We start from the raw sequence: 20,677 nt of genomic DNA on the forward strand, positions 1-20,677 counted from the left end.
CAGTGAGCGAAGTGTTCGATCCCTGGTCCGAGGCGTTCGTCGCGGCGCCCTACCCGGCCTATGCGCGGCTGCGCGAGGAGTCGCCGGTGCTCTGGTTCGAGCCGAGCCGGCAGTACCTCATCTCCCGCCACGAGGACGTCAACGCGCTGCTGCGCGACCGCCGCCTGGGCCGCAGCTACCTGCACGTGGCGACGCACGAGGAGATGGGCCGGACGGCTCCGCCGGCGTACCAGGAGCCCTTCTGGACCCTCAACGACAACGGCATGCTCGACCGGGAGCCGCCCGACCACACGCGGCTGCGCCGGCTCGTCTCGCAGGCGTTCACCCCGCGGCGGGTCGAGGCGCTGCGCCCAGTGGTGGAGCGGCTGGCGAACGAGCTGGTCGACGCGTTCGTGGCCGAGGGCGGCGGCGACCTCATCGCGCGGGTCGCCGAGCCGCTGCCGGTCACCGTCATCGCCGAGCTGCTCGGCGTGCCCGAGGCCGACCGGCATCTGTTGCGGCCCTGGTCGGCGGCGATCTGCGGGATGTACGAGCTCAACCCCTCCCGCGAGACGGCCGAGGCGGCCGTGCGGGCGTCGGAGGAGTTCTCGGAATATCTGCGGGTGCTGGCCCGCCGGCGCCGGCAGGACCCGCGCGACGACCTGGTCAGCGCCCTTGCCGCGGTCGAGGGCCTCAGCGAGGACGAGCTCATCGGCACGTGCGTGCTGCTGCTCAACGCCGGGCACGAGGCGACGGTCAACGTCACCGGCAACGGGTGGCGCGCCCTGCTGCAGCATCCCGACCAGCTGGCGCTGGTGCGGGCCGACCCGGACCTGCTCGGCCCGGCGATCGAGGAGCTGATGCGCTTCGACACCCCGCTGCAGATGTTCGAGCGGTGGGTCCTGGAGGACATCGAGGTGCGCGGCGTGCCGATCCCGCGGGGCAGCGAGGTCGCGCTGCTGTTCGGCTCGGCCAACCACGACCCGGGCGCCTTCGCCGACCCCGAGCGGCTGGACGTGACCCGCCGGGACAACCCGCACATCTCCTTCGGCGCCGGCATCCACTACTGCCTGGGCGCCCCGCTGGCCCGCATCGAGCTCGCCGCGTCCTTCGGGGCGCTGCTGGCCAAGGCGCCGAACCTGCGGCTGGCGCGGGAGCCGCAGTACAAGCCGAACTACGTCATCCGGGGCCTGCAGGGTCTCGAGGTGTCCGTGTAGCGCATCGTTCAAACCGCGTGAATCCGGCGAAAGGGATAAGTCGCGCGCCAGCGCGCGACTTATCCGCCCCGCCGTGAACGCGTCAGTCGAAGGTGTGCTCCTGCGCCGGGAAGACGCCCGAGCGCACCTCCTCCGCATACGCCCGGGTGGCCTCGCCCAGCACCCCGGCGAGATCCGCGTAGCGCTTCACGAAGCGCGGCGTCCGCCCCGTGCGCAGCCCCGCCATGTCCTGCCACACCAGCACCTGCGCGTCGGTGTCCGCGCCCGCCCCGATGCCGATCGTCGGGATGTGCAGCTCGTGCGTGATCCGCTTGGCGACCTCGCCCGGGACCATCTCCAGGACCACCGCGAACGCGCCCGCCTCGGCCACCGCGTGCGCGTCCTCCACCACGTCCTCGGCGGCGTCGCCGCGGCCCTGCACCCGGTAGCCGCCGATCGCGTGCTCGCTCTGCGGCGTGAAGCCGATGTGGGCCATGACCGGGATGCCCGCGCTGGTCAGCGCCGAGATCTGGGGCGCCACGCGGCGGCCGCCCTCCAGCTTCACGGCGTGACAGCCGCCATCCTTCATGAACCGCACGGCGGTGCGCAGCGCCTGGGCGGGGCCCTCCTCGTACGAGCCGAAGGGCAGGTCGCCCACCACCAGCGCGCGCTTCGTGGAGCGGACCACGCCGCGCACGAGGGGCAGGAGCTCCTCCTCGCGGACGGAGACGGTGGACTCGTACCCGTACACGTTGTTCGCCGCCGAGTCGCCCACCAGCAGGACGGGGATGCCGGCCTCGTCGAAGATCGCGGCGGTGTACTGGTCGTACGAGGTGAGCATCGGCCAGCGCTCGCCGCGCTCCTTGGCGGAGATGAGGTCCCTGGTGCGTACCCGGCGATTGACGGCGCCACCGTACAGGGACGGGATCTCGGACATCAGCGTCCTCCTCATTGGCTCCTCGAGGCCCCATTCGGGGTCCCCGGGCTATTCCCCGATGGTCGCACCGGTGGCGGCGAAAGGAGCCACCCGGATGCGGTTTTCACATGAGGTACGGCGGAATCGGCGCCTCTTCCCCTCGGCGCCCGGCCTCCTCGTTGCGCCAGCGGGCCAGGCGGGCCACCAGGGCGGACGGCACGCCGCCGAGCGGGTCGTGCCCGCTCAGGCGCCCCTCCTGATCGGCCAGCGACGCCATGACCACCCCGCGCACCCGGTCGGGGAGGCGCTCGAGCGCGGCCCCGCCGAGCGTCAGGTTGGCCAGGAACGAGTCGAGCATCGGCTGGATCCGCTCGACCCGGAAGTCCAGCCCGGTGCGCAGCGCCAGCTCCCGCCCGTCGCCGGCCCTGGCCGCGACCCCGACCACGTTCGCCGGCCCGAGCGCGTCGCAGGCCACGACGGCGGCCACGGCCGAGTCCAGCCGGCCGGTCAGGGGGAGCACCACGCTGCCGTGGGCCCGGGCCCGGTCCCGCAGGCCCACCTCCAGCGCCTGCCAGGCGGCCGCCTCGTCGGACAGCCGGGGCGCGATCTCCCCGGAGCCGGGCAGGTCGAGGACCAGCAGGCGCTCCACGAACTGGGGCGCCCGGGCGATCAGGGCGCCGTCGGGCCGTACCACCAGGGAGTCACCGTCGAAGACCAGCCCGTCGCGGCCGCCCACCAGGTTCACCCCGGCCACGACGGCGCCGGACTCCGCGGCCGCCCGGGAGAGCCGGTCGAGGCGGGCGTCGTCGGCGCGCACCTCGAAGGGCTCCGCGCCCACGTGCACGAGCAGCCCGTCCGCCACGGCCGCGAAACTTCCATCCACGTCGCACGGCACCCTGCCGCCGCGGCGCAGCAGGGCGAGCGACCCCGCCCGGTCCCCGACCAGCACGGCCGGTTCGCGGCCCGCCAGGCGTTCGGCGACCGCGTCGATCGCCAGGTCGAGCCGGGGAAAGACGAGTAGCTCGGCGCCCTGGGCGGCGGCCCGGGCGGCCCAGGTCTCCACGTCGGGCGAGGGCCCGGTCTGGGCCAGGGCGAGTCGCAACCGAGGCATGCTTCAAGTGTGGCGTAGGTGCCGCTGAGGCGCCTGCCGGACGTTCACTCCCGCGCTGGCCGGGTTCTCCGAGTCCGGTAACTTGTGTGTAACACCTTCGGGCGAGACTGGCTCGAATTGGCCGTATACAACCGCAGCTCGTGGGGGCAAAACCGTGGATCGTCAGCAGGAGTTCGTACTCCGGACGCTCGAGGAGCGGGACATTCGCTTCGTCCGGCTGTGGTTCACGGACGTGCTCGGCACGCTCAAGAGCGTGTCGGTCGCGCCGGCCGAGCTCGAGGCGGCCTTCGAGGAGGGCATCGGCTTCGACGGCTCCGCCATCGAGGGCTTCGCCCGCGTCTACGAGTCCGACATGGTCGCCATGCCCGACCCGACGACGTTCCAGGTGTTCCCGTTCGAGGGCGGCATGTCCGGCGAGAGCGCCCGCATGTTCTGCGACATCAACCTGCCCGACGGCTCGCCGTCCTGGGCCGACCCGCGCCACGTGCTGCGCCGGGCCCTGTCGCGGGCGGCCGAGAAGGGCTTCACCTTCTACACCCACCCGGAGATCGAGTTCTTCCTGCTGGAGAGCCTCGGCGCGGACGGCGCGCCGCCGGTCCCGGTCGACACCGGCGGGTACTTCGACCACACCACCCACGCCGTCGCCCGCGACTTCCGCCGCCAGGCGGTGCTCGCCCTGGAGCGGATCGGCATCTCGGTCGAGTTCAGCCACCACGAGGTCGCGCCCGGGCAGCAGGAGATCGACCTGCGCTACGCCGACGCGCTGACCACGGCCGACAACATCATGACCTTCCGGCACGTCATCAAGGAGGTCGCGCTGTCGCACGGCGTGCACGCGACCTTCATGCCGAAGCCGTTCACCGAGCAGCCGGGCAGCGGCATGCACACCCACCTGTCGCTGTTCGAGGGCGAGCGCAACGCGTTCCACGACGCCAGCGACCCGATGAAGCTGTCCAAGGTCGGCCAGGCGTTCATCGCCGGCCTGCTGGTGCACGCCCGGGAGTACACGGCCATCACCAACCAGTGGGTGAACTCCTACAAGCGGCTCTTCCCGCAGACGCTGCCCAACCGGATCACCGAGTCCCCGGCCTACGTCTGCTGGGGTCACCGCAACCGCTCCGCGCTGGTCCGCGTCCCCGCCTACGGCAAGCCCAACTCGGCCCGGGTCGAGGTCCGCTCGCTCGACTCGGCCTGCAACCCGTACCTGGCCTACGCGGTCATGCTCGGCGCCGGCCTGCGCGGCATCGAGCAGGGCTACGAGCTGCCGCCCGGCGCCGAGGACGACGTGTGGGCGCTGACCGACGGCGAGCGGCGGGCGGCCGGCTACGAGTCGCTGCCGGAGAACCTCTCCGAGGCGCTGGACGTCATGGCCGGCTCCGAGCTGGTCGCCGAGGTCCTCGGCGAGCACGTCTTCGACTTCTTCCTCAAGAACAAGCGGACGGAGTGGGAGGAGTACCGCCGGGTGGTGACCCCGTTCGAGCGGGAGCGTTACCTCGGCATGATGTGACGCTCATCCGTAGCGCTCGGTCCTGATGCCCCTGGCGTCGTGGCCGAGCGCCACCATGATGTCCGCGACGGTCTCCACGAAGCCGGTCGGCCCGCAGACGTACACGCTGGGCTCGAAGTCCTTCGGCCACGCGTGCGTGTTGACGTCGGCGACGCCGATCCGGCTGCCGCGCACGCGGGTGTAGATGTACTGCACGTCGAGCCCGCCGTCGTCGCGCGCCCTCCGGCGCAGCTCGTCGGCGTAGATGACGTCCTCGGGCGTGCGGACCGAGTAGATCAGCCTGAAGGGCGTCCTGACCCCGGCCGCGGCTCTCGCCCGGATCATCGCCATGAGTGGCACCACGCCCGAACCGCCCGCCACCAGCGTCACCGGCGCGGGGTCGGCCGGCCGCCACACGAACCAGCCGCCGATCGGCCCGCGGACCTCGATGAGCTGCGATACGTCGAAAACATCGGTCAGGTACGGCGAAACCTCGCCATCCGCCACCCGCTGCACGGTGATCTCGACCCCGGTCGCCGACGCCAGGGAGTAGCTGCGCTGCGCGGTGTACCCGTCCGCGGCCGTCAGCCGCACGTCGATGTGCTGCCCGGCAAGGTGCCCCGGCCAGTCATCGCCCCATCCTGCCCCGGAACGCGTCGCCGGTCATCCGTCAGGCGACGGTTGAGACGCGGCTGACAAGCACCCCGGCCGAGGCGTCCAGCAGCGCCGGCGCCCCGAGCACGACCGTCTCCTGCCCCTCGCCGTGCCCGATCGGCAGGCCGGCGAGGATCGGCACGCCCAGCCCGCCCAGCCGCTCGGTCAGCAAGTCGTCCACGCCGTCGCCGCAGTCGGTGAACTGCCCGAGCGCGATCCCGCGCACCCCGGCGAGGACCCCCGAACGCAGCAGCTGGGTGAGCATCCGGTCGACCCGGTACGTCGCCTCGCCCACGTCCTCGAGCAGCAGGATCGCCCCGGAGAGGTCGGGCATGTCCGGGGTGGCGAGCGTGCTCACCAGCATGGCGAGGTTCCCGCCGAGCAGCACGCCGCGGGCGGTGCCGCTTGTCGCGAGCCCATGCACGTGCAGCGGGTCGGCCGTCATCAGCGCGCGCCGCAGGGACGCGGCCGAGGACGACGGCGTGCGGGCGTCCAGCCACGCCGCGCCCGGGCCGTGGATCGAGGTCCACCGCCCGTGCCGCCAGGCCGCCAGCTGCAGCGCGGTGATGTCGGAGAAGCCGACGATCGGCTTCGGGGCGCCCCACCGCACCCGGTCCACGATCCGCTGGACGCCGTAGCCGCCGCGGGTGCAGACCACCGCGCTGACCCGGGGATCGGCGAGCGCGGCGTTGAGGTCGTCGAGGCGGGCATCATCGGTACCGCCGAAATAGCCCCGGCGGTCCAGGGCGTGCGGCGCCGGCTCGACCCGCAGCCCCCATCCCTCCAGCAGTTGCACGCCCCGGGCGACGCGGTCCGCCGCCGCCGGGCCGGAAGGGGACACGAGCCGGACGACGTCGCCGGGTTCCAGAGGTCGCACGGTCGTTATTGTCGGGGCGTGACGATCGAAGGCAGCACCGCGGGGGCCGCCCCAAGGGGAAACACAGCGCTCGTGGTGGAGAACGACCCTTCCGACGGCCTGGCCCGCCTCGGCGACTGGCTCACCGGCGGCGGCCTGCGGCTGGAGCTCGTCCGCCCGCACGCCGGCGACCCGCTGCCGGCCGACCTGGACGGTTACGCCGCCCTGGTGGTCCTCGGCGGCGAGCAGGACGCCTTCCCGGACGAGCGGGGCGAGCGCGACTCCCCGTGGTTCGACGAGCTCGACGGGCTGCTGCGCAAGGCGGTCCGGCACAAGGTGCCCACCCTCGCCATCTGCCTCGGCGCGCAACTGCTGGCCCACGCGCACGGCGGCACCGTCGAGCGCAGCGCCTCCGGCCCGGAGATCGGGGTCCGGCTGGTCGCCCGGCGCGACGTCGCCGACGAGGACCCCATCTTCGCCGCGGTGCCCTTCGCGCCCGACGTGCTGCAGTGGCACACCGACGAGATCGTCGAGCTGCCCATGAACGCGACCCTGCTGGCCGCCTCGACGCACTATCCGGTCCAGGCCTTCCGCATCGGTAGCGCCGCCTGGGGCCTGCAGTTCCACATCGAGTGCGACCTCGAGATGTTCGCGCAGTGGGCGATGGACGACGTCGGCACCCTCGGCGACCTCGGCATCGACCCGGTGGAGATGCTGGAGCGGGTCGACGCCGCGCTGCCCGACGTGCTCGACGTCTGGAAGCCCTTCACCGAGCGGTTCGCGGCCGTGGCCCTGGGCCGCGCGCCGCACGCCGGCGGGGGCGGCCTGCGCTCGCTGCCGCTGATCGGGCCGCGCTGATGGACCCGATCGCGAAGATCGGCCCCGGGCACCTCGCCCGCTTCGGGTTCACCGACAACGAGCGGACCGAGGCGATCGCCGGCCCCGGCGGGCTGCGGCTGTGGGACCCGGTGCACCGCCGCCCGGCCGACGACGACGCCGCGGCCGTGCTCGACACGCTGTTCTTCGCCGCCGACCCCGACCTCGCCCTCTTCCAGCTGCACCGGCTGGCCGAGGCGGCGGGGGAGGAGGTGCTGGCGGCGGTGCGGACCGACCGGGCGCTGCGCCGCCGCCTCATCGGCGTCCTCGGCGTCTCGGCCACCCTCGGCGACCTGCTCGTCGCCAACCCCGACGAGTGGCACGAGCTGCTCGGCGAGCAGAACAAGCGCCCGGCGGGCTACTCGACCCGGGACGTCTCCACGGTCCCGTTGCTGCGCAGCGGGTACCGCAGGGAGCTGCTGCGCATCGTGGCCGCCGACCTGACCGCGGCGGCCGACGTCGAGGTCACCATGGGCCGGCTGACCGAGCTGGCCGACGCGACCCTGCAGGCGGCCCTGGACATCGCCGTCGCCGAGCAGGGCTCCGGCGCCTGCCGCCTCGCCGTGGTCGCGATGGGCAAGTGCGGGGGCCGGGAGCTCAACTACGTCAGCGACGTGGACGTCGTCTTCGTCGCCGAGCCGGTCGGGGAGGCCGACACCGAGACCGCCATGCGGGCCGGCAGCGCCCTGGCCGCCCGCATGATGGAGATCTGCGGCTTCGTGGCCTGGCCGGTCGACGCCGCCCTGCGCCCGGAGGGCAGCCGCGGCGCGCTGGTGCGCACCGTCGCCTCGCACCTGGCGTACTACAAGAAATGGGCCAAGACCTGGGAGTTCCAGGCCCTGCTGAAGGCCCGCCCGGCCGCCGGCGACCTCGGGCTGGGCGAGCAGTGGCTGGCCGAGCTCGGTCCGCTCATCTGGTCCGCCGCCGAGCGCCCGGAGGCCGTCGACGAGGTGCGCGGCATGCGCCGGCGCATCATCGAGGCCATCCCGCGGGCCGAGGTCGACCGCGAGATCAAGCGCGGCCCGGGCGGCCTGCGCGACATCGAGTTCGCGGTGCAGCTGCTCCAGCTCGTGCACGGCCGGGCCGACGAGTCGCTGCGCACCCCGTCGACGCTGGCCGGCCTGCGGGCGCTCATCGAGGGCGGCCACGTCGGCCTGGCCGACGGCGAGGCCCTGCTGCGCGCCTACCGATTCCTGCGCGTGGTCGAGCACCGGCTGCAGCTGCAGCGCCTGCGCCGCACCCACACCGTGCCCGACGACCCGGCCGGCCTGCGCTGGCTCGCCCACGCCCTCGGGTACCGCCCCAACGCCGCCCGGGACGCCGTCGAGTCGTTCCGGGCCGACTGGGTCCGCCACGCCGGCGAGGTGCGTCGCCTGCACGCCAAGCTCTTCTACCGGCCGCTGCTGGAGGCCGTGGCCCGGGTGCCCACCGAGCAGCTGCGGCTCACCCCGGACGCCGCCCGGGCCCGCCTCGACGTGCTCGGCTTCGCCGACCCGGCGGGCGCGCTGCGGCACATCCAGGCGCTCACCGGCGGCGTGTCGCGCACCGCCGCGATCCAGCGCCAGCTGCTGCCGGTCCTGCTCAGCGAGTTCGCCGACGCCCCGGAGCCGGACCGGGGGCTGCTGGCCTACCGGCAGGTGTCGGAGAAGGTCGGCAACACCCCGTGGTACCTGCGGCTCCTGCGCGACGAGGGCCCGGTCGCGCTGCGCCTGGCCCGGCTGCTCGCCCTGTCGCGGTACGTCACCGAGCTGCTCGTCCACGACCCCGAGGCGCTGCGGCTGCTGGCGGAGGACGCGGAGCTGGTCCCGCGAAGCGCCGAGGTGCTGACCGAGGGCTTCGCGGCCGCCGCGGCCCGCCACGACGACCCGGAGGCGGCGATCAACGCGGTGCGCGCCCTGCGCCGCCGCGAGCTCTTCCGCATCGCCTGCGCGGACCTGCTCGGCCTGCTCGACGTCACCGAGGTCGGCGACGCCCTCTCCGCCGTGATCGACGCCACCCTGCGCGCCACGCTCGGCGTCACCGCGGGCCCGTCGCCGGCGCTGGAGTTCGCGATCGTCGGCATGGGCCGCCTCGGCGGGGCGGAGATCAGCTACCCGTCCGACGCCGACGTGCTCTTCGTCTACGAGACCCCGCCCGGGATGGCCGACGACGCCGCCAGCGGGGTCGCCCTCACCATCGCCGAGGAGCTGCGCCGGCTGCTGTCCCGCCCGGCCCCCGACCCGCCGCTGGGCGTCGACGCCGACCTGCGCCCGGAGGGCCGGCAGGGGCCGCTGGTGCGCAGCCTGGGGGCCTATCGGCAGTACTACGCCCGCTGGTCCAGCGTCTGGGAGGCCCAGGCGCTGCTGCGGGCCCGGGTGGTGGCCGGCTCGCCGGGGCTGGGGGAGCGGTTCCTGGCCCTGGCCGACGCCACGCGCTACCCGCGGGGCGGCCTCACCCGCGAGCAGATCCACGAGATCCGCCGGCTGAAGGCCCGAGTGGACAGCGAGCGGCTCCCGCGCGGCGCCGACCCGGCCACCCACACCAAGCTGGGCCGGGGCGGCCTCGCCGACGTGGAGTGGACCGTCCAGCTGCTACAGCTGCGCCACGGCCACGAGGTGCCCGCCCTGCGCACCCCGAGGACGCTGCAGGCGCTCGCGGCGGCCCTCGCCGCCGGCCTGCTCGACCCGGCCGACGCGGCCGCGCTGGAGGCCGGCTGGCGGCAGGCCTCGCGGGTGCGCAACCTGCTGACCCTGGTCCGTGGCCGCCCCACCGACCAGCTGCCGCGGCAGGGCCCGGACCTGGCCGCCGCCGCGTCGGTGCTGGGCGAGGGGGCCGAGCCGCAGGAGTTTCTGGACGAGTACCTGCGCATCGCCCGCCGCGCCCGCGCCGCGGTCGAGCGCGTCTTCGACGGGGCCTGAGAAGCTCGCCGCCGTCCGCGCCGCGCCTTCGGACGGCGCCTGAGACGCCCGCCCGCGTCGTGGTGGCGGTGTGACGCACCGACAGGAGCCGCACAGCAGAACGGCCCGCCCCGGCTTGACCGGAGCGGGCCGCCTGACTCAGGCAGAGATCACACGTCGTAGTACATGGCGAACTCGTGCGGGGTCGGCCGCAGGCGGACCGGGTCGACCTCGTTGGCGCGCTTGTACGAGATCCAGGTGTCCACCAGGTCCTGCGTGAACACGTTGCCCTCGAGCAGGAAGCCGTGGTCGCTCTCCAGGTTGTCGAGCACCTCGTCGAGCGAGCCGGGGACCTGCTTGACGTTCGCGACCTCCTCCGGCGGAAGGTCGTAGAGGTCCTTGTCGATCGGCGCCGGCGGCTCGATCTTGTTCTTGATGCCGTCCAGGCCGGCCATCAGCATGGCGGCGAAGGCCAGGTAGACGTTGGCCGACGGGTCCGGCACGCGGAACTCGACGCGCTTGGCCTTGGCGTTCGTGCCCGTCACCGGGATGCGGGTGCAGGCCGAGCGGTTGCGCTGCGAGTACACCAGGTTGACCGGGGCCTCGTAGCCGGGCACCAGGCGCCGGTAGGAGTTCACGGTCGGGTTGGTGAAGGCGAGCAGCGACGGCGCGTGGTGCAGCAGGCCGCCGATGTACCAGCGGGCCGTGTCCGACAGGCCGCCGTAGCCGGCCTCGTCGTAGAACAGCGGCTCGCCGCCCAGCCACAGCGACTGGTGGGTGTGCATGCCCGAGCCGTTGTCGCCGAAGAGCGGCTTCGGCATGAACGTCGCCGTCTTGCCGGCGGCCCACGCGGTGTTCTTCACGATGTACTTGAACAGCTGGAGCTGGTCGCCCGCGTGCAGCAGGGTCGAGAACTTGTAGTTGATCTCGGCCTGGCCGGCGGTGCCGACCTCGTGGTGCGAGCGCTCGACCTCGAAGCCGGCGTCGATGAGCCGCACCACGATCTGGTCACGCAGGTCGGCGTAGTGGTCGACCGGCGGGACCGGGAAGTAGCCGCCCTTGTAGGCGGTCTTGTAGCCGCGGTTGCCGCCCGGCTCTTCCTTGCCGGAGTTCCACCAGCCCTCGATGGAGTCGATGTAGTAGAACGCCTGGTTCGCCGACGTCTCGTGGCGGATCGAGTCGAAGATGTAGAACTCCGCCTCGGGGGCGAAGTACGCCGTGTCGGCGATCCCGCTCGACTTGAGGTACGCCTCGGCCTTCTTCGTCACGTTGCGCGGGTCACGCGAGTAGGCCTCGCGGGTGAACGGGTCGTGGATGAAGAAGTTCAGCGCCAGGGTCTTCTCCACCCGGAACGGGTCGATGAAGGCCGACGTCGCGTCCGGCAGGAGCAGCATGTCCGACTCGTGGATCGCCTGGAAGCCGCGGATCGAGGAGCCGTCGAAGGCCAGGCCCTCGCTGAAGACCTTCTCGTCGAAGGCCTCGGCCGGCAAGTTGAAGTGCTGCATCACGCCCGGGAGGTCGCAGAAGCGAACGTCGACGAAGCGGACGCCCTCATTCTTCACGTAACGCAACAGCTCTTCAGAATTGGCGAACAACTCGTCCTCCAGGTCGCAGGCGATGGCCAGGCTGGTGATCACTTCAGTGTGAAGGTGTCTGGTTGGTCGCGACCGTAGAACCGTGCGATTGCCCCGGCATGTCCCGACTGTTTCCGCTATGTTTCGCGGCCGTTGGACGGGCCGTCGGGCCGGCCGGACTCGGCCGAACGGCCCGCGGTGGCCGTTCGATAGTCTGACCCGTCGTGGAACCCACGCCAGCCTCGCTCGCCCGCCGCTTCGGCGCCCTGCTCATCGACTGGATCTGCTGCGTCCTCATCGCGGGCGCGTTCGCCCAGCCGACCGAGGAGCCGTGGCTCGCGCCGGGGATCTTCGTCGTCGTGTACGGGCTGTTCCTGGGCTTCTTCGGTCAGACGCTGGGCATGCGGCTGTTGCGCATCCGGTGTGTGTCGGTCACCACCGGCGGCCCGATCGGCGTGCCGCGGGCCCTCCTGCGCGCCATCGTCATGCTCCCGCTGATCCCCGCCCTGATCATGGACGCAAACCAGCGCGGCCTGCACGACCGGGCCTCGGGCTCGGTTGTGCAGGCCGCCTGAGCGTCCTGGGTCAGCGCCCGCGCATCGCCTTGAACTGGCCCTTCGGGGGCTTCATGTTCTTGGGCAGGGCACCCCGCGGCATCTGCGGCCGGGCGGAGAGCGCCGTGAGCCGCTTGTCGAGGGAGTTGACGTCCTTGGCCGTGATCGTGCGGGGCAGCCGGACGAGCACGTTGCGCAGCTTGGCCAGCGGGATCTGGCCCTCTTCGTTGCCGATGATGTAGTCGCGCAGCTCGGCGTTGCCGATCACCTTGACCAGCCGCCGCCGCTCCTGGCTCATGAGCCCCTTGACCCGGCTCGTATTGCCCTCGCCGATCAGGATCACGCCGGGGCGGCCGATGACCAGGTGGACCATGTCGAACTGCGTCGTGGACGCGATCGCCGGGCTGACCCGCCAGTCGCCGCGCATGTTCTCGATGATCGACGCCGCGGCCCCGGGCTGCCCCTCGGCCTCCTTCATCATGGCCTTCTGCGAGCGCAGGTTGAGCACGATGACGGTGCCGAGCAGCGCGAGCAGAACGCCCAACGGCGCCCAGATCCACGACAGGCCCAGCCCGATGAGCACGCCCACCACGATCAGCGGCACGAGGACGACCGCCGCTACCAGCGGGACGAACGCCTTGTCGCGCTTCGCGGTGAACGAGAACACCATGCCGATCTGCTTGAGCCGAGTGAAGAAGGAGACCTTCTCCGGCTCCTGGGCCTTTGCCATACCTGCGAGTCTAGAGGGGAGACGTCACGCGTTGAGAGCCCGGTTGTCCAGCGCCTGGCGGTAGAGCCGGCCGGCCCGGTAGGAGGAGCGCACCAGCGGCCCGCTCAGCACGCCGGAGAAGCCGATCTCCTCGGCCTCCTCGCGCAGCTCGACGAACTCCTCGGGCTTCACCCAGCGCTCGACGGGGTGGTGGCGCGGCGTCGGGCGGAGGTACTGCGTGATCGTCACCAGCTCGCACCCGGCCTCGTAGAGGTCCTTGAGCGCCTGAGACACCTCGGCCCGCTCCTCGCCCATGCCGAGGATCAGGTTGGACTTGGTGACCAGCCCGGCCTCGCGGGCGGAGGTCAGCACGCCGAGGGAGCGCTCGTAGCGAAACGCCGGCCGGATCCGCTTGAAGATCCGCGGCACCGTCTCCACGTTGTGGGCGAGCACCTCGGGGCGCGCCGCGAACACCTCGCCGAGCTGCTCGCCCTCCCCGTTGAAGTCCGGGATGAGCAGCTCGACCCCGCACCCCTCGACCAGCGCGTGGATCTGCCGCACCGTCTCGGCGTAGAGCCAGGCCCCGCCGTCGGGCAGGTCGTCGCGGGCCACGCCGGTCACCGTCGCGTACTTCAGCCCCATCGTCGCCACCGACTCGGCCACCCGGCGCGGCTCGTCCGCGTCGAACTCGGCCGGCTTGCCGGTGTCGATCTGGCAGAAGTCGCAGCGGCGGGTGCACTGGTCGCCGCCGATGAGGAAGGTCGCCTCGCGATCCTCCCAACACTCGTAGATGTTGGGACAGCCGGCTTCCTGGCAGACCGTGTGCAGGCCTTCGCGCTGGACGAGCCCCCGCAGATGCGTGTATTCGGGGCCCATCTTGGCCGAGACCTTGATCCACGGCGGTTTGCGCTCAATCGGCGTCTCCGCGTTACGCGCTTCGATGCGCAGCAGACGACGACCTTCGGGAACAACGGCGGTCACGATTCGAAGACTACGCCGGGGAGGTGCCCGAGGACTGGGAACGCGATTGACGTCACGTCCCGCGCGTTTGGACGATCCGCATCGACGACGTGGACCCCGAGCCCATCCCGGTCGTCCGCGACAGGATCAGCACAGCGTCTTGAGGTGGCGCTCGGCGACCGGCAGGACCTCCTCGACGGTCACGTCCCGGCCGAGCTCCTTCGACAGCGACGTCACGCCCGCGTCGCGGATGCCGCAGGGCACGAAGATGTCGTACCGCGACAGGTCACAGTCCGCGTTGAGGGCGAACCCGTGCAGCGTCACCCCGCGGGCCACCCGGATCCCGATGGCCGCCACCTTGCGGTCGGGCCCCCGCTCGTCCCCGGCCACCCATACCCCGCTGCGGCCCTCGACCCGGACCGTGGCCAGGCCGAAGTCGGCGCACACGTCGATGAGCATCTGCTCCATCCGCCGGACGTAGGCGACCACGTCCACGGGGTCGGCCAGCTTCACGATGGGGTAGCCGACCAGCTGCCCCGGCCCGTGCCAGGTGATCTTCCCGCCCCGGTCGACGTCGATCACCGGCGTGCCGTCGAAGGGCCGGTCCGCGGGCTCGGTGCGCTTGCCCGCCGTGTACACGCTCGGGTGCTCCAGCAGCAGCACCGTGTCGGGCGCCGTCCCGTCGGCCACCTCGGCATGGATGCGCCGCTGCTCGGCGAGCGCCGTCTCGTAGTCGAGGAGCCCGGCCCGGACGATTCGCATACCCACCACGCTGGTCACCATCGCAGCCTATCCCCGTGAGGCATACGTGGGATCCTGCGTCCAGCTCACACCCACCGTGCGCAGGGGCCGGCTCGGGAAGGCGGGAATCGGCGCCTGGCGGCCGTCCTGGAGTGCCGCGTCGTGGGCCTCCCCACGGCTGATGCGGCGCCCGCCCGCCGGGTCGCCATCCGGCATGACGCTGAGCGACACGTGCTCATCACCCCACGGGCTGCGCCAGAGCGGCGCGAACTACTGGGGGATCGGCGACACCGCCTGCTGCAGGGCCTCCTCGACGGTCCGGTGCGCGAACGCGAACCCCTCGCGCACCAGCACCCCCGGCAGCACCCGCTGGCTGGCGAGGGCCTCCCCGCCGAACTCGCCGACCGCGGCCCGCAGCGCGAACCCGGGCACCGGCAGCAGGCTCGGCCGGTGCATGACCCGGCCCAGCGCGGCGGAGAACGCGGCGTTGGTGACGGGTTCGGGCCCGGTGACGTTGACCGGCCCGCTGACGTCGCGCTCGAGCAGGAACCCGACGGCGTCGAGCCAGTCGGGCAGCGAGATCCACGGGAGGTACTGCCTCCCATTGCCCATCGGCCCGCCCGCGAACAGCCTGAACTGCAGGTAGAGCGGCTTGAGCAGCCCGCCCTCCTTGTCCAGCGGGAAGCCGGTGCGCAGCAGCACGACCCGCGTGCCGGCGTCCTCGGCCGGGCCGGTGGCCGCCTCCCACACCTTGCACAGGTCGGCCAGGAAGCCCTCGCCCGCGGGGGCGGACTCGTCGACCGCGCGCTCGCCGGTGTCGCCGTAGTAGCCCACGGCGGAGGAGTTGAGCAGGACCCGCGGCTTGCGGGGCGCGGCGGCGATGGCCCGCGCGATGGTGTGGGTGGTGTCCACGCGGCTGTCGAGCAGCACCTGCTTGTACTGCCCGGTCCAGCGCTTGTCGGCGACGCCCGCCCCGGCCAGGTTGATCACCGCGTCGGCGGCGGCGACCGTGGTGGTGTCGAGCATCCCGGCGGCCGGGTCCCACCGCACCTCACCCGGGCGGGGTGGCCGGCGCACCAGCGGGGTCACGTCGTGCCCGGCGTTTCGCAGACGCGAGACGAGGTGCCGCCCGAGAAACCCGGACGCCCCCGCGATGAGGATCTGCATATGGTCATCTTGCCCCGAGGGGGCGCCCCATCACGGGACGCCCCCTCGTAAGTGGTGCTCGGACGGCTCAGAGGCCGAGGTCGGCCTCGAAGTTGCCGGCCTCCAGCCGCTCCTTCACGGTGGTGAGGAAGCGGGCGGCGTCGGCGCCGTCGACGATGCGGTGGTCGTAGGACAGGGCCAGGTACACCATCGACCGCGGCGCGATGATCTCGCCCAGCTCCGGGTCGCTCACCACGACGGCCCGCTTGACCACGGCACCGGTGCCCAGGATGGCCACCTGCGGCTGGTTGATGATCGGCGTGTCGAACAGCGCGCCCCGGCTGCCGGTGTTGGTCAGCGTGAAGGTGCCGCCGGCGATGTCGTCCGGGCTGAGCTTGTTGCTGCGGGTCCGCTCGGCCACGTCGGCGATGCGCTTGGCCAGGCCGGCCAGGTTGAGGTCGCCGGCGTTCTTGATGACCGGGACGATGAGGCCCTTGTCGCTGTCCACGGCCATGCCGAGGTGCTCGGCGTCGTGGTACGTGACGGTGCCCGCCTCCAGGTCGATCGAGGAGTTGACCGCGGGGTGCACCCGCAGCGCCTCGACCGCCGCGAGGGCGAAGAACGGCAGGAAGGACAGCTTCACCCCGTGCGTGGCCTGGAACTGGGCCTTGGCCTTGTCCCGCAGCTTGGCCACCCTGGTGACGTCGACCTCGACGACCGTGGTGAGCTGGGCCGAGGTCTGCAGCGACTCGACCATGCGGCGCGCGATGAGCGCCCGCATGCGGGTCAGCTTCTGGGTCTGGCCGCGCAGCGGGCTCGGCGCCGCCTTCGGGGCGGCCTGGGTGGTGGCGCTCGCGGAGACGGCGGCCGGGGCGGCGGCGGGCGCCGGCTGGGCGGCGGCCTCCTTGGCCTTGGCGGCCGCGTCGAGCACGTCCTGCTTGCGGATCCGGCCGCCGACGCCGGTGCCGGTCAGCGACGACAGGCGCACCCCGTGCTCGGCGGCGAGCTTGCGCACCAGCGGCGTGACGTACCCGGCGTCCTCCTCGACCTTGCCGTTGCCCGACACGGTGACGTTGGTCGCCGGGCCGGCGTGCACCGGGGCGGCGGCCGCGGGCTGCGGCTCGGGCTGCGGGGCCGGGGCGGCCTTGGGCTCGGGCTGCGGGGCCGGCTTCGGCTCGGGCTTGGGCTCCGCCTTGGGCTCCGGCTTCGGCTCGGCCGGGGGCTTCGGGGCGGCCTTGGCGCCGGCCGCGCCGATGACGGCGAGCTCCGCGCCGACCTCCACCGTCTCGTCCTCGGCGACCTTGATCTCCAGCAGCGTGCCGGCGACCGGCGACGGGATCTCGGTGTCGACCTTGTCGGTGGAGACCTCCAGCAGCGGCTCGTCGGCCTCGACGCTGTCGCCGACCTGCTTGAGCCAGCGGGTGACGGTGCCCTCGGTGACGCTCTCGCCGAGCGCGGGCATCTTCACCGCGGTGCCCTCGGCGGCCCCGGCCTCGGCCTGGGGCGCCGCGGCGGCGACCGGCTCCTCCCGCACCGCTTCGGCGGGGGCGGCCGCGGGCTGCACCGCCTCGGGCTCCGCCGCGGGCGCGGCGGGCGCGGCCCCGCCCTCCGAGCCGTCGCCGATGACGGCGAGCTCGGCGCCGACCTCGGCGGTCTCGTCCTCCTGCACGACGATGCGCGTCAGCACGCCGGCCGCCGGGGACGGGATCTCGGTGTCGACCTTGTCGGTCGAGACCTCGAGCAGCGGCTCGTCGGCCTCGACGTGCTCGCCCTCCTGCTTCAACCAGCGGGTGACGGTGCCCTCGGTGACGCTCTCGCCCAACCGGGGCATGGTGACCGATACCGGCATGTGAAACGACTCCTCGTACTGTGCTCGTGGTGGCGGTCGGTTGCCAGTTGACTCAGTGGACGTGCAGCGGCTTGCCGGCCAGCGCCAGGTGCGCCTCGCCGAGAGCCTCGTTCTGCGTGGGGTGCATGTGCACCAGCGGTGCGACGTCGGCCGGGAACGCTTCCCAGTTGTAGATCAGTTGGGCCTCGCCGATCAGTTCGCTCACCCGCGCGCCCACCATGTGGACGCCGACGACCGGCCCGTCCTTGACCCGGACCAGCTTCACGAAGCCCGCGGTCTTGAGGATCTGGCTCTTGCCGTTGCCGGTGAGGTCGTACTGCAACGTCTCGATCTTGTCGTCGCCGTGCACCTCGCGGGCCTTGGACTCGTTGAGCCCGACCGAGGCGACCTCCGGCTCGGAGTAGGTGACCCGTGGGATGCCGGACTCGTCGAACACCTGCGGCTGCTGCCCGGCGATCTCCTCGGCCACGAAGATGCCCTGCTGGAAGCCCCGGTGCGCCAGCTGCACGCCGGGCACGATGTCGCCCACCGCGTAGATGCCCGGCACCGAGGTGCGCAGCCGCTCGTCGGTGAGGACGAACCCGCGCTCCATCTTCACGCCCTGCTCCTCGTACCCGAGGCCGGCGGTGGTCGGCCCGCGCCCGACGGCCACGAGCAGCAGCTCGGCCTCGATCGTCTCGCCGCCCTGGATCGTGACCGTCACGCCGCCGTCGGAGCGCTGCACGCCCTCGAACGGCCGGCCCACCTTGAACTTGATGCCCCGCTTGCGGAAGGCCCGCTCCAGCGCCTTCGAGCTGGCCTCGTCCTCGACCGCGAGCAGCCGCGGGAGGGCCTCGACGATGGTGACGTCGACGCCGAAGGACTTCCAGGCGCTGGCGAACTCGCAGCCGATCACGCCGCCGCCGAGGACGACCGCGGAGGCGGGCACGTGGTCCAGGGTCAGCGCGTGCTCGCTGGTGATGACCCGCTCGCCGTCCACGACCAGGCCGGGCAGGGTCTTGGAATACGACCCGGTGGCCAGCACGATGTTCTTCGCGGTGTACCGCGTCCCGGCGACCTCGACGGCGTCCGGCGCGACCAGGCGCCCCTCGCCCTCGATGAGCGTCACCTTGCGCGCCTTGGCCAGTCCCTGCAGGCCCTTGTAGAGCTTGCTGACCACGCCGTCCTTGTAGGCGTTGACGGCCTTCATGTCGACGCCGTTGAACGATGCCTGGATGCCGAACTGGTCGGCCTCTCGGGCCGCGTCGGCGACCTCGCCGGCGTGCAGCAGCGCCTTGGTCGGGATGCAACCGCGGTGCAGGCACGTGCCGCCGAGCTTGTCCTTCTCCACCAGGGCCACGGACAGGCCGAGCTGGGTGGCGCGGAACGCGGCCGCGTAGCCGCCGCTGCCTCCGCCCAGGATCAGGACGTCGAAGGAGTTGGCGTGTGGGTCGCTCACGAATTCTCCCAGGTGATCCACGGGCCTGCCGGCTCGTGACGGTGCGAATGCGGGGTTCGCCCTTCGCATGACCGGGCGGCCGGACCCCACAGGTTCGACCTTCCGATCCTTGGCCATCTTGTCACTTGCGCTGCACGCTTGCGACGGTAGGTGCCCTTAGTGGGGGTCCTGCGATGTGTCCGATCGTCGTACCCTGACTCAGTCGTATCGAGGGGGAGGAGCGCGACGTGGCGTGGTTCCGACGCAGGCCGGCCGCCGGCGGCCGTGCCGCGAGCCGCGAAGACCTGGCCTATCTCGAGGAGTTCGTGCGCTCCCGGCGCGGCGTCGAGGGCTTCATCGAGCCCCGCACAACCGTGACGGAGACGACACTGCTCCTCATCGCGCACGACGGTGAATGGACCCGCCGGCGGATGGAGGGCCCCCAGGCGGCGCGCCAGTTCGCGCACCGCCTGAGCATGCCCATCTACGACATCGCGCTGGTCGGCTATCCGAAGCGCTGGCGCGACTACAACGCCCGGAACAAGAAGAGCTGACGCGGCACCTACTCCGCGGCGATCTCCTCGATCAGCTCGTAGAGGGTCCGCACCGGCACGCCGGTCCCGCCCTTGGCCCAGTAGCCGAAGGGCTCACCGGTGTGGTAGCTGGGGCCCGCGATGTCGATGTGGGCCCACTGCACGCCCTCGGTGACGAACTCGGACAGGAACACGCCGCCCTGCAGCATGTGCCCGGCCCGGTCCATGCCGGAGTTGACCTGTGAGATATCCGCCACGTCGGAGTCCATGCCCTTGCGCACGTCCTCGGGCAGCGGCATCGGCCACGCGGGCTCGCCGGCCCGGTCGCCCGCGTCGCGCACCCGCTCGCACAGCTCCGGCGTGCCCATCACGCCGGCGATGCGCTTGCCCAGCGCGATCACCTGCCCGCCGGTCAGCGTGGAGACCTCGAACAGGTAGTCCGGGTCGTCCTCGCAGGCCCGGGCGATCGCGTCGCCGAGGATCATCCGGCCCTCGGCGTCGGTGTTGAGCACCTCGACCTGGGCGCCGCTGTACATCCGCACGACGTCGCCGGGCCGGTACGCGCTGCCGGAGACCATGTTCTCGGCCATCGGCGCGTAGGCGACCACCGCCACCTTGGGCTTGAGCTGCGCGACCGCGAGCATGGTGGCGACCACGGCGGCGGCACCCGACATGTCGGACTTCATCTCCCACATGCCGGCCGTCGGCTTGATCGACACGCCGCCGGTGTCGAACGTGATGCCCTTGCCGACGAGGGCGACGCGCCGGGTGGCCCCGGCCGGCTCGTAGGCGATGCGCACCAGGCGCGGCGCCGCGGCCGAGCCCAGGCCGACGGCGAGGATGCCGCCGTACCCCTGCTTGGCCAGGGCCTTCTCGTCCAGCACGGTCACGTCGAGCGAGGCCTCCCGCGCCGCGGCGGCGGCCTGCTCGGCGAACGCGGGCGGGCGCAGCTCGTTCGGCGCCATGTTGATCCAGTCGCGGGTGCGGGCCACCACCGCGCCGAGCACGCCGGAGCGCTTGAGCGCCGCCTTGGCCGCCTTGCCACCGGCGCTGGGCACGTGGACGAGCACCTTGCGCACCGGGTCGCGGCGCGCAGAGGGCTTGGTCTTGTACCCGGCGAAGCGGTAGGCGCCCAGCAGCGCGCCCTCCGCGACCGCGCGCACGCCGGCGGCCAGCGCCTCGTCGCCCTCGCCCAGCGGCAGCACCAGCGCCACCGAGGCCGTCCCGGCCAGGGCGCGGGCGGC

The 20,677-nt window shown here is 72.6% G+C and carries 17 protein-coding genes and 1 pseudogene; 6 read left to right on the plus strand and 12 right to left on the minus strand.

Annotated features, from left to right (window positions below; translation table 11 throughout):
- Window positions 1-2 precede the first annotated feature (2 nt).
- On the plus strand, window positions 3-1,196 hold the full coding sequence (locus AB0M46_RS26685) for a cytochrome P450 (RefSeq protein ID WP_363340133.1): 1,194 nt from the start codon (window positions 3-5) through the stop codon (window positions 1,194-1,196).
- Window positions 1,197-1,278: 82 nt separating this feature from the next.
- Here AB0M46_RS26685 and panB read toward each other — a convergent pair whose 3' ends face one another.
- Window positions 1,279-2,112, minus strand: coding sequence for a 3-methyl-2-oxobutanoate hydroxymethyltransferase (gene panB / locus AB0M46_RS26690; RefSeq protein WP_363340135.1), 834 nt, complete (start codon window positions 2,110-2,112; stop codon window positions 1,279-1,281).
- Between the two features lie 103 nt (window positions 2,113-2,215).
- Window positions 2,216-3,202 carry a hypothetical protein gene (locus AB0M46_RS26695; protein WP_363340137.1) on the minus strand — a complete coding sequence of 329 codons (987 nt, stop codon included), beginning with the start codon at window positions 3,200-3,202 and terminating at the stop codon, window positions 2,216-2,218.
- A gap of 154 nt (window positions 3,203-3,356) precedes the next feature.
- Between AB0M46_RS26695 and glnA (AB0M46_RS26700) the strand changes: the two genes are divergently transcribed.
- Window positions 3,357-4,709, plus strand: a complete 1,353-nt coding sequence (glnA, locus tag AB0M46_RS26700) for a type I glutamate--ammonia ligase (RefSeq protein ID WP_363340139.1) — start codon at window positions 3,357-3,359, stop codon at window positions 4,707-4,709.
- A 3-nt stretch (window positions 4,710-4,712) separates the two neighbouring features.
- Here the strand turns inward: glnA (AB0M46_RS26700) and AB0M46_RS26705 are convergent.
- Window positions 4,713-5,315 (minus strand): annotated as a pseudogene (locus tag AB0M46_RS26705) (FAD-binding oxidoreductase); the annotation flags it as partial.
- Between the two features lie 43 nt (window positions 5,316-5,358).
- Window positions 5,359-6,219: an LD-carboxypeptidase gene (locus AB0M46_RS26710; RefSeq protein WP_363340141.1), complete on the minus strand. Its 861-nt coding sequence runs from the start codon at window positions 6,217-6,219 to the stop codon at window positions 5,359-5,361.
- Between the two features lie 18 nt (window positions 6,220-6,237).
- Here AB0M46_RS26710 and AB0M46_RS26715 point away from each other — a divergent pair, with 18 nt between their 5' ends.
- Window positions 6,238-7,056 (plus strand): type 1 glutamine amidotransferase, encoded by an 819-nt coding sequence (locus tag AB0M46_RS26715; protein ID WP_363340143.1) that lies wholly within the window; start codon window positions 6,238-6,240, stop codon window positions 7,054-7,056.
- A complete protein-coding gene (locus AB0M46_RS26720; RefSeq protein WP_363340145.1) occupies window positions 7,056-9,971 on the plus strand; it encodes a bifunctional [glutamine synthetase] adenylyltransferase/[glutamine synthetase]-adenylyl-L-tyrosine phosphorylase in 2,916 nt (971 codons plus the stop codon). Before AB0M46_RS26715 ends, AB0M46_RS26720 begins: the two co-directional genes overlap by 1 nt.
- A 149-nt stretch (window positions 9,972-10,120) precedes the next feature.
- On the opposite strand, the gene glnA (AB0M46_RS26725) is transcribed toward AB0M46_RS26720, so the two are convergent.
- Entirely contained in the window at window positions 10,121-11,545 is a 1,425-nt protein-coding gene (gene glnA / locus AB0M46_RS26725) for a type I glutamate--ammonia ligase (RefSeq protein ID WP_363340165.1), read from the minus strand.
- 203 nt (window positions 11,546-11,748) lie between these two features.
- Between glnA (AB0M46_RS26725) and AB0M46_RS26730 the strand changes: the two genes are divergently transcribed.
- Window positions 11,749-12,099 carry an RDD family protein gene (locus tag AB0M46_RS26730; RefSeq protein WP_363340147.1) on the plus strand — a complete coding sequence of 117 codons (351 nt, stop codon included), beginning with the start codon at window positions 11,749-11,751 and terminating at the stop codon, window positions 12,097-12,099.
- A 10-nt stretch (window positions 12,100-12,109) separates the two neighbouring features.
- Here the strand turns inward: AB0M46_RS26730 and AB0M46_RS26735 are convergent, their stop codons facing one another.
- From AB0M46_RS26735 to lpdA, 6 genes are all read right to left on the minus strand, one after another.
- A complete protein-coding gene (locus AB0M46_RS26735) occupies window positions 12,110-12,808 on the minus strand; it encodes a DUF4191 domain-containing protein (RefSeq protein WP_363340149.1) in 699 nt (232 codons plus the stop codon).
- Window positions 12,809-12,832: 24 nt separating this feature from the next.
- Window positions 12,833-13,768 (minus strand): lipoyl synthase, encoded by a 936-nt coding sequence (gene lipA / locus AB0M46_RS26740; RefSeq protein WP_363340151.1) that lies wholly within the window; start codon window positions 13,766-13,768, stop codon window positions 12,833-12,835.
- A gap of 126 nt (window positions 13,769-13,894) precedes the next feature.
- Window positions 13,895-14,530 (minus strand): lipoyl(octanoyl) transferase LipB, encoded by a 636-nt coding sequence (gene lipB, locus AB0M46_RS26745; protein ID WP_363340153.1) that lies wholly within the window; start codon window positions 14,528-14,530, stop codon window positions 13,895-13,897.
- A gap of 228 nt (window positions 14,531-14,758) precedes the next feature.
- Window positions 14,759-15,655: a TIGR01777 family oxidoreductase gene (locus AB0M46_RS26750; RefSeq protein ID WP_363340155.1), complete on the minus strand. Its 897-nt coding sequence runs from the start codon at window positions 15,653-15,655 to the stop codon at window positions 14,759-14,761.
- 67 nt (window positions 15,656-15,722) lie between these two features.
- Complete coding sequence (gene sucB, locus AB0M46_RS26755; RefSeq protein WP_363340157.1) at window positions 15,723-17,483, minus strand: 2-oxoglutarate dehydrogenase, E2 component, dihydrolipoamide succinyltransferase; 1,761 nt, start codon at window positions 17,481-17,483, stop codon at window positions 15,723-15,725.
- 52 nt (window positions 17,484-17,535) lie between these two features.
- Window positions 17,536-18,921: a dihydrolipoyl dehydrogenase gene (gene lpdA / locus AB0M46_RS26760; protein ID WP_363340159.1), complete on the minus strand. Its 1,386-nt coding sequence runs from the start codon at window positions 18,919-18,921 to the stop codon at window positions 17,536-17,538.
- A gap of 227 nt (window positions 18,922-19,148) precedes the next feature.
- On the opposite strand from lpdA, the gene AB0M46_RS26765 reads away from it, so the two are divergent.
- Window positions 19,149-19,454, plus strand: coding sequence for a hypothetical protein (locus AB0M46_RS26765; RefSeq protein ID WP_363340161.1), 306 nt, complete (start codon window positions 19,149-19,151; stop codon window positions 19,452-19,454).
- An 8-nt stretch (window positions 19,455-19,462) separates the two neighbouring features.
- On the opposite strand, the gene AB0M46_RS26770 is transcribed toward AB0M46_RS26765, so the two are convergent.
- On the minus strand, window positions 19,463-20,677 hold a 1,215-nt coding region (locus AB0M46_RS26770), incomplete at its 5' end, for a leucyl aminopeptidase (protein ID WP_363340163.1).

The sequence above is a fragment of the Dactylosporangium sp. NPDC051485 genome (assembly GCF_040682015.1).
GTDB lineage: Bacteria > Actinomycetota > Actinomycetes > Mycobacteriales > Micromonosporaceae > Dactylosporangium.